The organism is Myxococcus stipitatus DSM 14675, from assembly GCF_000331735.1.
Lineage (GTDB): Bacteria > Myxococcota > Myxococcia > Myxococcales > Myxococcaceae > Myxococcus > Myxococcus stipitatus.
Genome location: NC_020126.1, coordinates 2478413 through 2491555, shown reverse-complemented (window position 1 = coordinate 2491555; position 13143 = coordinate 2478413). Strand labels below are relative to the sequence as shown.

The 13143-nt window shown below is 69.4% G+C and carries 10 protein-coding genes; all 10 read right to left on the bottom strand.

All coding sequences use genetic code 11. The features are described 5' to 3' along the window. Positions 1-2: 2 nt before the first annotated feature. The gene (locus tag MYSTI_RS10025) at positions 3-1001 is read right to left on the bottom strand and encodes a radical SAM protein (RefSeq protein WP_015347630.1); all 999 of its coding nucleotides are present in this window, start codon (positions 999-1001) and stop codon (positions 3-5) included. 632 nt (positions 1002-1633) lie between these two features. After that, the gene (mxcH, locus tag MYSTI_RS10020; RefSeq protein ID WP_233278226.1) at positions 1634-4105 is read right to left on the bottom strand and encodes a TonB-dependent siderophore myxochelin receptor MxcH; all 2472 of its coding nucleotides are present in this window, start codon (positions 4103-4105) and stop codon (positions 1634-1636) included. 65 nt (positions 4106-4170) lie between these two features. Then, positions 4171-5724 carry a PepSY-associated TM helix domain-containing protein gene (locus tag MYSTI_RS10015; protein WP_015347628.1) on the bottom strand — a complete coding sequence of 518 codons (1554 nt, stop codon included), beginning with the start codon at positions 5722-5724 and terminating at the stop codon, positions 4171-4173. Then, on the bottom strand, positions 5721-5999 hold the full coding sequence (locus tag MYSTI_RS10010; RefSeq protein WP_015347627.1) for a hypothetical protein: 279 nt from the start codon (positions 5997-5999) through the stop codon (positions 5721-5723). The genes MYSTI_RS10015 and MYSTI_RS10010 overlap by 4 nt, the downstream gene beginning before the upstream one ends. Beyond that, the gene (locus MYSTI_RS10005; RefSeq protein WP_015347626.1) at positions 5996-6322 is read right to left on the bottom strand and encodes a hypothetical protein; all 327 of its coding nucleotides are present in this window, start codon (positions 6320-6322) and stop codon (positions 5996-5998) included. Before MYSTI_RS10005 ends, MYSTI_RS10010 begins: the two co-directional genes overlap by 4 nt. Positions 6323-6408: 86 nt before the next feature. After that, the gene (locus tag MYSTI_RS43735; protein WP_233278225.1) at positions 6409-7623 is read right to left on the bottom strand and encodes a DUF4374 domain-containing protein; all 1215 of its coding nucleotides are present in this window, start codon (positions 7621-7623) and stop codon (positions 6409-6411) included. A gap of 295 nt (positions 7624-7918) precedes the next feature. Next, entirely contained in the window at positions 7919-10159 is a 2241-nt protein-coding gene (locus tag MYSTI_RS09995) for an RCC1 domain-containing protein (protein ID WP_015347624.1), read from the bottom strand. 82 nt (positions 10160-10241) lie between these two features. After that, complete coding sequence (locus MYSTI_RS09990; protein ID WP_015347623.1) at positions 10242-10787, bottom strand: AAA family ATPase; 546 nt, start codon at positions 10785-10787, stop codon at positions 10242-10244. Between the two features lie 11 nt (positions 10788-10798). After that, positions 10799-11554, bottom strand: coding sequence for a glutathione S-transferase N-terminal domain-containing protein (locus tag MYSTI_RS09985; protein ID WP_015347622.1), 756 nt, complete (start codon positions 11552-11554; stop codon positions 10799-10801). Between the two features lie 152 nt (positions 11555-11706). Then, complete coding sequence (locus tag MYSTI_RS09980) at positions 11707-13050, bottom strand: flavin monoamine oxidase family protein (protein ID WP_044283485.1); 1344 nt, start codon at positions 13048-13050, stop codon at positions 11707-11709. Between the last annotated feature and the right edge of the window lie 93 nt (positions 13051-13143).

Genomic DNA, 13143 nt, shown 5'->3' with positions numbered 1-13143 from the left:
GACTACGCGCTCAGGGCCGTCCGGGTTTCCTGGGGGATGACCTGGACCCGGTCTCCCACCCACTTGCGGAAGTGCGCGCCCCAGTCGTAGTTCTCCCGCGTCCAGCCGTCCTTCACCGTGCCCGTCACCAGGGAGCTGAAGAAGAGCTTCTTGCCGGTGACAATCTCCTCCGTCCCCACGATGCCGTTGGGCCAGATGAGGAAGTAGTAGCGGCTGTAGTTCACCGTGCGGTCCGACAGGCGGATCTGCATGTCCGGGTAGCGCAGGCGGAGCTTCTCCACCACGGCGGTGACGTGGTTCGTCTCCTCGGGCATCAGCTCGCTGTAGATGTGGTAGGCGCGGCCCGCGTTCAGCGTCCAGGAGATGGCCCAGTCGCGGATGCCTCGCTCGTAGATGAACTGGGCGAGCTCCTCCACGTGCTGGCTGTTGTGGCGGTTCAGACAGGTCAGGATGCGCGGCGCCACGCCGCTGTCCACGCACAGGCCGATGGCCCGGAGCGTCTCCTTGTAGGTGTTGCCCTTGATGTTGCGGCTGGGACGAATCTCGTTGTTCACGCGCTCGTCCATGGAGTCGAGGCTGATCTCCACGCGCGTGCACTTCGACACCGTCTTCATCATCTGGGCCGTCAGGAAGGTCCCGTTCGTCCCCAGGATGGTCGCCACCCCGTTGTCGGTGAGCTTCTCGATGACTTGCAAGGTGTCCTTGCGCATCAGCGGCTCACCTCCGGAGAGAATCTGTCGCATGATTCCCGCACGGATGATTTCGTCTGCCACCTTCAATTGCTGAGGCGTGGAGAGGCGCTCGGACGGCAGGTCCTCGTCGTTGCCATAGCAATGAATGCATTTGAGATTGCAGGGGGCTGTCACCAGCCATCCACAACCAATGGGACTCTGGGGCACCGGCTCGCAGCCCTCGTACACCTTCGCGGAGAACTCATCGCGAAGGTTGTCATAAACGATGGTGCCCCAACTCTCGTGACGCTCTCGAATACGCACGGACATGGCCAGAAATGAAGAACAGCCCCACAGCCAGTCATTGGCCGCAGAGCCTTGGTTGAGCAAGCGAAGACACCCGAAACAAAGACAATCTGTCCCTGGCGGGGGACACCCTGCCGCTACAGGCAAGGGGTTGCTGTCACATCCGCTTCGCCATGTCCCTGGAAACCGTGAACTCCCCGGCCCTCCTACCCCTCTCGGCGCCTCTGGAAAAATAGAGGAGCTAGCGTACTCGGATGTCACAAAGATGTTACGGAGTTTTTACTTTGTCCGCAAGAGACAATTTTCCTGGGGCTTCACGAAACGGCGGAGACCCGGGTTTTGAGTCCTCCATCATGCGGTGCGGGTCTGACACCGGGCATGAAGGGAACGGGGCTCCGCCCTGGAAGTCGCCTGCGACTGCAATCCGGTTGCGTGGAACGCGTCGAAACACATGGCCATACAAGGGGAGGACGCACGAGGCGCCCGGTGATTTCACGGGCGCGGAACGCGGCCTTGCGGGGGGTCCGAAGACCCGCACCCGCGCCGCGCGCCTCTCGACGGGCGATACGACTCCCAGGAACGGGATTTCTCCCGTTCCGAGAGGACCGCTGTCCTGAGAATGGAATCAGGCCGGGGTGGAGCGCCCCGGCGGGGGCTCAGAAATCCGCGGTGACCTTGAAGGACAGCGCGCGGCCCGGGCGCTGCACGCCGAAGAAGTCGTAGGTCTTCGCGTCCGTCACGTTGAGCACCTCGAAGGTCCCGCTCAGCGTGACGGGGCCCGGCTTCGTGTACGAGAGCCCCAGGGAGTGGGTGAGCTGCGAGGAGACCTTCTGCTTGAATGCGCGCAGCCCCTGGCTCTCCCAGCCTCGGTAGAACTCGTGGATGTAGCGCGAGGTGGCGCTGAGCGACGCGAGGTCCCCCGTGAGGAGGAGCGAGCCACGCTGCAGCCTCGCGGTGAGGTTGGCGAAGAGCCAGGGACGGTTCGGGATGCGGTCTCCCTCGAAGGACTTGTAGGCGCCCGCCCCACCCGCGTTGCGGAAATCCTGCCAGGTGCTGTTGGCGTCGAGTGACAGCCACTCGCCGGGCGACGTCCAGCCCGCGGAGGCCTCGACGCCCAGGGAGCGCGCCGCGAACACGTTCTGGTAGCTCAGCGTGGTGTCGTCCCCGAGCAGGACGATGAGCTGGTCGGCCAGCCGCGCGAAGCCGCCCACGCTCCCGCGCCAGGTCCCCACGCCGGTGCGGAAGTCCGACACGGAGAGCTCCAGGTTGGCGTTGTGGCTCACCTCGGGCCGCAGTCCCACGTTCGCGAGCACCATGACCCCGTCGCCGAACAGCTCATCCGGCCCGGGCAGGCGCGTGGCGTATTCGTAGGAGGCCTTGAGCATCATCCCGTGCGGAAGGAAGAGCCGGAGGCTCTCGCCGATGCCCAGGCGCTCCGTGGCCTGGTCCTGCCGCCGGTAGCCGCCCTCGGGGAGCGCCTCCTCCGACGTCGAGCGCATCATGTAGCCCTTCACGAAGGCGACGTTCTTGAGCGTCCCATCCCAGAGGGAGAGCTCGTGCTCGAGGCCGCCCACCCCCGTGAGCAGGTCCCGCTGCGCGCTGAGCGGATCTCTCTGGTCCGTGCCCCGCTTGAGCCGGTCCTCACCCCCGCGCGTCACGAAGGTCGGCGCCAGGGAGACGCGAAGCTGCTGCGCCGGAGAGAGCTCATAGGCCGCGTGCAGGCGACCCAGGACACTCTCCTGCCGCAGGACCTGGTCCGCCGGCGTGCTGTCCAGCTCTCCCGGCTGGCGGCGCTCCACGCCCCGGTTGCCGTACCAGTCGTAGACGGACATCGCCATGTCGCGGAAGTCCGTGTCCCGGCGGCTGTAGCCACCCACGCCCTCCAGCCGGAGCTTGCCGGCCAGGAGCCCCTGGTGGGACCACGTCGCCAGCGCGCCCAGGCTCTCCTCCGCGGAGCGCGCCTCGCCGTAGGGGATGGTCATCACCACGTTGTGCTGCAGCTCCTTGCGGGCCCTCGAGCCGAACACGCGCAGCGAGAGGCGGTCCGCGAAGGGCCGCTCGACCACCCCCACCTCCAGCCCGAAGCCACCGGCGGCGAAGCCATCATGGAAGCGCCGCACCCGCGCGGCCCCGAGGCGGCCGGACACGTCGGCGACCTCCACGTCCACCTTGTAGTTGTTGCGGGCCAGGTCCCCGAAGGCATGCCCCTTCAGGAAGAACCCCGACTCCCCCAGCTTGGAGTGCCCCGACAGCGAGCCCCGGTACGTGCCGTAGGAGCCCGCCTGCAGGGAGAGGGAGGCCCCGTTCGGCTCATCCCCGTCCGAGGAGACCAGGTTGACGGCGCCGCCCAGCGCGTCGGCGCCGAAGCGCACGGGGACCACGCCGCGGTAGACCTCCACGCGCTCGAGCAGGTTCACCGGCACGTTGGCCAGCCCCTGCCCGAAGCCCGCCATGTCCAGCGGGATGCCATCCAGGAAGAAGCGGACCTGCTCCCCCGAGAAGCCGTTGAGCGAGAAGCGGCTCGGGGAGCCCAGTCCACCCGTCCGCTGCACGCTGACGCCCGTGCCCCGGCTGAGCACCTCGCCCAGGTCCGCCGACTGCTGACGCGCCTCCTCGAGGTCCACGACCTGGACGGACTCGGCCGACAGGGTGCGCTCCTCGCCCCGGCTCAAGGTCCTCCCCGTCACGTCGATGGTGGTCTCCAGCGTGACGCTCTCGGTGAGCGCCGCGTCCACATCCGCGCGCTCTCCCGCGGCGACCTGGACGCGATAGGACTGGGGCTCACAGCCGGGCACATACGCGTGCAGCACGTAGGCCCCGGGCGCCAGGTCCTTGACCAGGAACCGCCCCTGCGCGTCCGCCTTCAGCGTCGTCACGCGCTCGCTCGCGTCGAGCAGCCACACCTCGGACTGCCCCAGGTCGCCCCCTTCGCAAGGGCGCATCCGCCCGGCGATGTCGCCCTTCCCCACCGGAGCCGGCGCGGCCGGAGCCGGCGCGGCCTCCTGCGCGGCGACGGGGAGCGCCAGCACCAGCGCCCCCAGGAGCACGCTCCAGCGAGGCCGCGCGAGAGGCCGGCTGGGCGAGACAGGACTTGTTGCGGGAGCGGTGGAGGCAGCGAGGAGCGTCATGGTCCAGGACTTGATGAACGAAGGGTGAGGGCCCCAGGCGCTTCTCGCCTCGGGCATCGGTGCTGTCACGGCTGCTCGGTGGCCGGCACGTTCAGGGGCGCCGCCGCGACCACCGGCTCGCTGGGAGCCATGCGGCGAACGACCCAGGCCGACACCAGGAACAGCGCGCCGAGGAAGAGGAACGCCAGGTCCGCGAAGAAGACATAGGGCGAGCCCGCCGGGGCCAGGAGGGGGCGCGCATTGCGCCAGGCATCCAGCCCCGGGAGCAGGACGAGGATGGCCCCCGACAGGGCCATGAGGCCATACGCCCACTCCGTGGCGCGCGGATACAGCGGCGCGCCCAGCACACAGAGGCACCACACCCCGTAGAAGGTCGCGTGCTCCCACGCGGGGCGGTTCGCCAGCGAGTCGGGCAGGAGCTGGTTCGCCAGGAACACCGCCGCGAGCGCGAGCGCGGCCCCGCCGAACCCACCCGCCGTGAGCCGCGCGAGCCCCACGTCCACCGGCCGCATGCCCCGCGCGCGACGCTCCAGCCAGATGAGGTTGCCCGTCAGGACGCAGAGGGCGCTGAGGATGCCGAGCAGCGCGTACACGAGCCGCAGCCCCATTCCGGCGTAGAGGCCCGAGTGCAGCACGTACGCGCCCTCCAGCAACCAGGCGGAGGGACCGGGCCCGCCCGCGGGCCGCACGTTCAGCACCTCGCCCGTGCGCGAGACGCGGACGGAGGTGAACTCGTGGAGGCCCTGCCGCGCGTAGCCCCGGACGTCGACGAAGCCCTGGGCATCTCCCAGGTTGCGGATGGCGAACCGGTAGTGACGGACGCCGGGGAGCGAGACACGCGCCTGCTCGAGTGCCTTGGCCACATCGGGCGCGGGCGCGGCGACTCCCGCGCGCTTGAGGGGCCCCGGGTAGCCCGTGGACGCAAGACCCGCTTCGACGTCTCCATCGAAGGCCGTGTGGATCATCACCGGCCGCATCACGGTGGCGTTCAGACAGATGATGGCCGCTGTCCACGCCATCACCGCCTGGAAGGGCAGGCCCACGCTGCCCAGCACCTTGTGCAGGTCCCCCCACGCGGTGCGCAGGGCCTCGCGGGGGCGGAACCGCACGAGCTCCCGGCGGAAGCGGCCGACCTGGAGGACCAGCCCCGTCCCCACCACCAGCAACAACACCGTGGCCACCAGCCCCGCGATGAACATCCCGCCCGGGAGTGGATAGAGGAAGTGCAGGTGGAACAGGAACTCGCCCAGGTCACTGCGCTCCGGAACCTCTTCTCCCGTCAGCGGGTTCACCTTCACCGCCACCTCGGAGCCGTCCTTCTCCTTCCACCCCAGCCCCAGCCACGGCGCATAGGGTGCGGGGAGGACCACGTTCAGCAGGGCGGGCGCGGAGCCGCGCTCCACGCGCGTGTCCATCCACCGCTGAAGCGTGGCCATCGTCCGCGCCTCGTCCACGACCAGGGGCGTGCGCAGCCGAGGCTCCTGCCACGGCTCCAGCTCATGGCGGAACAAGGAGGCGACGCCGAGCAGGAACATGCCGACGAGCAGCACCGACGCCGTCGCGCCCGCCCAGGCATGGGCCTCCCACAGCACGCGGTAGGTCCCGGACTTGAGCCTCATGTGAAGACACTCCAGAGAAGGACGAGCGTCGCCGCCGCGCTGGCCGACAGGACGCCCACCCACGCGCGAGCCGCCGAGCGCGCCAGGAGGACGCCGCAGGGCGCGGCGGCGATGAGCGGGACCACGACGAGGGAGGCCACCAGATAGCGGGTGCCCTGCGACGCGGGGATGACGGCGGGCAAGGCGAAGGAGACCAGGAGCGCCGCCACCGGCGCGCCCACCGTGGCGGCCAGCAGCCAGCTCCACCCCAGGCGGCGGCGCGCGGTGCCGCTCATGACACGCGCTCCAGCACACCCATCAACAAGCCCACGGGCGCCACCAGCCCCATGACCCAGACGGGCTTGCGTGCCAGCGGGGCGAGCACGGCCACCAGCGTGCAGGCCACCATGACATGGGCCAGCGTCGAGCACAGCGCCGCGCCCGGACTCATCGCCCCGCCCAGGGCGGCGCCGGAGCCGGCGACGAGCAGCAACACCCCTCCGCCCACCAGAGACCTGAGCGCGCGCGGAGCGGACCCTCGGTGCCCGACGTGCCACCACCAGGCGCCATAGAGCAACACCACTCCGAGCCAGAGCAGCGTGGGGGCCAGCACATCCATCGAAAGAACCTCGTGCCCTGCGTGGCGGTGTGACGGAAGCCCAGGCGCGGGGGAGCGGCTTCACTCCACCCGCGCCGACCCGGCGCTCAGCGGATGCGCGCCACGTCCAGGACGAAGCCCGGGAAGGAGATGCCCGGCTTGGGCGTGTCGGTGCTCAGCTCCACCAGCGTGGAGAGCGCGTAGTCCGACCCGCTCTGGCTGATGAAGAAGTTCGAGCCCGACGTGATGGTGAAGGCGCTGTACGCCCCAGGCTCGCCCGGCACGCGGACGGGGTCGCGGAGCGTCGCGAGCGGCACCCGCCACCAGCTCCAGCCCTTGTAGTACCACTCGCGATAGGTGGTGCCCGGCGCCGTCGGCGTAATCGTCGTGTCGGCGACCTGGAGCCACGCCATGCCGTCGTCCGTCACGGCGATGACGGTCCCCACCTTCTTCTCACCCAGGGCCGGAGCCGCCGAGCCGACGTAGTCCGCGTCGAAGCGCTTCTGTCCCTGGGAGATGCGGAGGATGCAGTCCTGCTGCCCCGCGCTCTCCGTGCCCTTGACCGCGTAGCCCAGGCCGTTGATGACGCCGCTGAAGAAGTAGAGCGTGTCGCCGATGCGCGCCGTCTTCCCGAGGTCGCGGCACCGCGAGTCCTCCTGCCAGGTGACCTCATCCGTCGCGGTGTCGATGCGCACCAGGATGGCCCCGGGCAACACCGCGTCGAACACCGTGGTGGACCACCCCACCGCGAAGAACGCCTCACCCTCACGGGTGGCCCACTGGCTCAGCCCCGTGGAGTAGCCCTGCTTGATGAACTCCTTCGGCAGCTCGATGGTCTTCACCACGCGCATCTCCGCGGGGTTCCAGACGATGATCTGCGCCTGCGCGTCGTCCTTGTAGTAGGCCTTCGTGGGGCTGACGAAGTGCACGGCCTGCGCGCCCAGCCGCTTCACCCCCAGCTGCTGGAACGACATGCTGGTGCCCGCGACGAACGCACCGTCGCGCACCTCGTAGCGGGTGATGGTGGGGGCCTCACCCGAGCCGATGGCGAAGAAGCCCACGCCCTTCGCCGAATACAGGCGCGGACGACCCGGCAGCTCCAGCGACTTCGAGTAGTCCAGCGTCTTCGCCTGGTCCAGCGACTCCACCAGGGAGAAGTAGTTCGTCCGGCTGCCGTTCGTCTCGACGGCCGAGTGCACCAGGAACAGAGGGCCTTCCTCCCCCACCCCAGGGCCCTTGTCACCGTCCGGGGTCTTGTCGTCCCCGCACGCCGACAGGACCAGGGCGGCGCCCGCCAGGAGTCCCCACGCGGCACGCCTCATTCCGACACTCAGTACATTGCGGCCCATCGCACTCTCCAGGAACGGCGCCGGGTTCACCTCGCTGTCGGACAGCGACTCAACCCGGCCCGGATTCTGATCCGATTTTGAAATTGACTCTCAAAATCAGGCTTGTGCGCGACGGAGTAGCCCGGCCTATTTCATGTGTCAATAGAGGCCGGGTGTTGTGAGACCCAAGCCCCGACTAACCCGTGAGCACGCGGCCGGGATTCACTTCATGTGCTGGGTGAAGGAGGCCGGGACCCGCGCTGGGTGAGGGCCTCCTCCAGGCGATGTTTCACCACTGCTGGACGGGCGTCGTCTTGAAGCCCCACTTGTTGTTGCCGTGCTGGCCGAAGAGGTTGAGTCCCCAGGCCCAGACGGTGCCGTCCGGCGTCATCGCCAGTGAGTGACGCGCGCCCGCGGACAGGGCCACCACGCCCGCGGGAGCACGCACCCGGACCGGCAGCGGACGGCCCGTCATCGTCCCATCGCCCAGCTCGCCCTCGGAGTTGCTGCCCCAGGCCCAGAGCGTGCCGTCGGACCTCAACATCAGCGAGTGACGGTCTCCCGCCGCCAGGGCCGTCGCGCCCGTGACGCCCTGCACCTGGACCGGCAGGGTCCGCGTGGTCCCCGTGCCGTCTCCCAGTTGGGCCGCGTCGTTGCGGCCCCACGTCCACACCGCGCCGCCCGTCCTCACCACCAGCGAGTGGTCGGAGCCCGTCGCGATGGAGAGCACGCCGGTGAGGTTCACGAAGACGGGCGAGAGCTTCCGGAGGACGGACCCATCCCCCAACTGGCCATAGGAGTTGCCGCCCCAGGCCCAGAGCGTGCCGTTCGTCTTCAGGGCGAGCACGTGGTCCGCGCCGGGCGCCGTCGCCACGGCCTTCACGCCGGTGAAGTTGGGCACCAGCGCGGGCGTCGTCCGGCCCGTCGTCGTTCCATCCCCCAGTGAGCCCGAGCTGTTGCGACCCCAGGCCCAGAGCGTGCCGTCCGACTTCAGCGCCAGCGAGAAGCCATCCCCCGCCGCCACGGCCGCCACCCCCGTCAGCCCAGGGACTTGAATGGGGATGAGGCTCGCGGTGGTGCTCCCATCTCCAAGCTGCCCGGACCCGTTGCCACCCCAGGCCCAGACCGTCCCATCCGACTTCGCCGCGAGCGCATGGTTCGCCCCCGACGCGACGGAGACGGCACCCGTGAGCCCCACGGCCTGGGCGGGCACCACGCGCTGGGTCCCCGACCCATCCCCCAGCTGTCCGCTGCCGTTGCGCCCGGCGCCCCAGACGGTGCCATCCGCCTTCAACACCAACGTCTCATACAAGCCGCCCACCGGCCGCAGCGCGCCCGTGAACTGGGTGGCGACGGCGACAGCGGAGTCCGGCCGGGTGACGTTCGCGTATTGATACGCATCATGGAGGCCCCAGGCCCACGCGGTGCCGTCCTGCTTGATGGCCATCGCGTGGTAGCGGCCCACGCCCAGCGTGGCCACCTGGGTGAGGCCCGGCAGTTGCGTGGGCAGGTACTTGACGCCACCCGTGCCTTCGCCCAGCTGACCGTAGTTGTTGTAGCCCCAGCCCCAGAGGGTGCCGTCCGTCTTCAGCGCCACCGTGTAGTGCTCACCCGAGTCCACGAACGCGACCTGGCTGATGCCGGGAACCTGGGTGGGCGTCAGCTGCCGGATGGGCGCACCCTCCCCCAGTCCAAGCACGCCCCAATCATTGCGGCCCCAGACCCAGACGGTTCCATCCGACTTCACCGCCATCACATGGGAGTGTCCCGCCATCAGGAACACCACGCCCGTGAGCCCTGGCACCTGCGCGGGCGTCAGCCGGTCCGTCAGCGTCCCGTTCCCCAGCTCTCCGTCCGTGTTGTCGCCCCAGGTCCAGACGGTGCCGTCCGCCTTGAGCGCCGCCGAGAAGTCATAGCCAGCCGACACCGAGGTCACCAGCGAGAGCCCCAGCGCGCGCACGGGAGACAGCCGCTGCGTGGTCGACCCATCTCCGAGCTGGCCGTCGGCGTTCCGGCCCCAAGCCCAGACGGTGCCGTCCGACTTCAGCGCCATCGAGTGCATGTAGCCGCCCGAAACGGACGACACCCCCGAGAAGCCCGGCACCGGTATGGGCGACCAACGGCTGGTCGTCGTCCCATCTCCCAGCTGGCCGTAGGTGTTGTATCCCCAGACCCACAGCGAGCCGTCCGCCCTCCGCGCCATCGAGTAGTTGCCGCGCCCCGCCTCCACCGCCGTCACACTGGTGAGGTTGGGGACCTGCGCGGGCGTCGACCGATGGTTGTGTGTCCCGTCTCCCAGCTCACCGCCGTAGTTGGTGCCCCAGGACCACACGGTGCCGTCTGGCTTCAGCCACAGGGTGTGAGACTGCAACGAGAGGGTGTCCTGCGGCGCCAGTCTCGCGGACTGTGTCGTGGGCTCCTCCGGTGGAACCACCGCCTCCTCGCCCCCACAGCTCACTCCCGCGACCATCACACACACCCGCCAGACAGCCCTGACGACAGAGGACACGCCTTGCTTCCTTGCGCTCATGGACTCCTCCTGGAGGTACCGCGGCTCCTTTCGTAGCCCAGTTGCAACTCCAGGAGAAACTGGCTTTCTGCTTGTTCTACATTTACGGCTTATGTGAGCTGACGTGTTGAAGGACTTGTTTCGCGCGAGCGCGCGGAGAGCCTTCGACCACGAGCACCTCCACGCCCAGGGCATGGGGGTCGTCGAGGAGGAGCGCCCTCAATTGCTCGTCCACCGCGAGGCGAAAGTCCTCGTCTTCGGAGGCGGAGAGCGCAATCCGGTCCGGCTGCTCGATACCTACCCACACAATCAAATCCAACGACTGGAGGGCGGTGCGCACGCGGGGCAGCCATGAATCCAGGTCAAAGGACTCGGCGTCCTCATGGGCTTGCAGGTAGCCGATGAAGTCCACGGGGCAGCGGTCGAACAACACCTCGGGCCCGGTGTCGGTGTCGCTCAGGTGGTCGATGGACCGGGCGAGCTGGGCCTCGAAGTCCTCGACCGAGGGAGGCGACGCGAACTCGTAGCCCTCTTCCTCCAGCTCGAGATAGGGCTCTTCCACCGTCGTGTAGGAGGGGAGGAGGTCGGAGAGTTCCTCGACGAGGGTGGTCTTCCCCACGCGGTGGGTGCCGGAGAACGCGATGCGCATGGGAGTGATTCCTATGACATGGCGCGTGGCTCGAGGGGAACTGAATGGGCTGACATCAGGCGTGCGCGCCAGTGCAGCAGGTCGGAGAACTCCTCCGCCAGGGCCGCGTCACTCCAGCAGCGGCGCGCCGCGGGGCCCAGCGGCGGATGGATGCGCGCGGCCGGGGCCAGCGCCTCCAGCACCACGACCATGGTGATGTCGGCATAGGTGAAGTGGCCGAACAGGTGCTCACCTCCCGCGTCGCGCAGCCCCGCGCGGGTTCGCTCCAGCGCGTGTCTCAGTGAGCCGGGCACGACGAGGTCGCGGTACTTGCGGTCGAGCCGGCACGCGGCATCGCGGGCGATGAACCGCAGGGGGCGACAGAGCACGCGAGGGAGAATCGCGGCGATGGCTTCATCGAGCGCTTCGGGGTCCGCCAAGGTGCGGAGCACCACGCGGGTCCGTGCCTCGGCGAGCGCCGCCTCGCTGAGGGTGTTCCAGGGGAGCATCGTGTCGAAGTCACCGAGCCGACCGTCACCGGCCCGCCGCGCGGCGAAGCGAGCGATGTCCCAGGAGCCCCGCACGACCTCCTCCCCCGCGAGCAGCACGGGCACCGACACCGAGCCCGCCCGTTGCCTCATGCGCCAGCGCAGCCACGGCTCGCTCAACGTCGGGACGTACTCGCGATAGGTGAACGCGACGCCGCAATACTCCAAGGCCCAGCGAGCCTTCTGTGTCCACGGAGAGAAGGCTTCGCCGACCAGCGTGGGGACGACGGCATGCGACATGGCAGGGCTCCGTCCGCGCGAGGTGTTCTCACGTCCCCCCACTCTACCTGGCTCGCGCGCCCGGAGCCGCGACGGGCGGGACACTTCGACGGACAGAGGCCGACGGCATGCGGCAGGGCTCCATCCGCGCGAGGTGCTCGACGCCCCAGCCGTCAGAGCAGCGACAGCACCTCGGCCGCGGCGCGCTCGCCCGCGCGAATGGCTCCGTCGAGATAGCCACACCAGACTCCCGATGTCTCCGTGCCCGCCCAGTGGATGCGCCCCGCGGGGGCCTTGAGCGCACTGCCCCACGACGACATCAGCCCCGGAGGCAGGGGAGAGACGCAGCCCGCGCTCCATGTCTCGCGCGCCCAGTCCTGCTCGAGGTAGTCCCGAGGCACGCGCGCCTGCTCGCCAAAGAGCTTCGTGACATCCTCGATGACACGCGCACGCCGCACAGTCGCGGGCAGTCGCGCCGCCTCGGGACTCACGAAGGCCAGCAAGACGCCCACCGAGCCATCCGCCGGTGTGCTGTCGAACGTCAACTCCACCACCCCTGAGTCCGTGAAGCCCACCCCCGCGAGCCCCTCGTCTCGCCAGAAAGGACGGTCGAAGACGAGGTGCACCTTGAAGCCCGCGCTCGCGCCCCAGTACCGCTGGAGCGCCTCCCGCGAGCGTGGAAGCTCGGGCGTGAAGTCGATGCGCTGCACGTCCCTTGGCATCATCGCGACGATGGCGCGGCGTGCGCGCACCGTGCCCGCGTCGGAGTGAATCACCACGGAGTCCGTGCACCAGCCCTTGATGCGGCGAACGGGTGCCCCCAGCACGACGCTGCCCGCGAGCGCCTCCGCGAGCCGCAGCGAGAGGGCCTGGGCGCCGCCCTCCAGCCGGTACTGCTGCGCGTCCTCGTTGAGCGCCGTGAAGCCTCCCGCGGAGCGCAGGTAGAAGAGGAACCAGAGCAGGGAGATGTTCTCGGGGCGGGCGCTCAGCGTGGTTCCGATCGTCCCGGCCACGGCGCCTCGCGCCTCCTCCCCGACGTTGTTCGCCTGGAGCCAGTCCGCGACGCTCCGCGCATCCAGCAGCGCGGCGCCCGGAGCACTCCACGGCGCCTCGAGCGGAACCTGCCGCGACAAGCCCTCCAGCACCGCCTGGACGTGCAGCGTCTCCGCACCGGGAACCTCCTTCTCGAACGTGACGCGTGTGCCTTGGACGCAGGCGACGCGAAGCCCGGCCTCGTGCTGCGCGACCCGCTGGATGCCCAGCTCATCCGCGAGCGCCATGACCCGTGTCTGACTCCCCCCCACCCACTGTCCACCCCCATCGACCTGGCGATTCCCCACGGTGCGCTGGTTCAAGGTGCGGCCGCCCACCCTGTCGCGCGCTTCGAGCACCACGACGCTGCGCCCCGCACGAGCGAGCATCCGTGCCGCGCTCAAGCCAGACAGCCCCGCGCCCACGACGGCGACATCCACCTCCCGGCCCCGGGGGTGCGCCACGCCCTCACTGCTTCCCAACATGGACACCGCACACGTCGCCGCGGGCCACTTCAGCAAGGACCGCCGGGAAATCGAAGCCAGGGCACCCACCCGATTGAAGCGTCTCATCTGGAC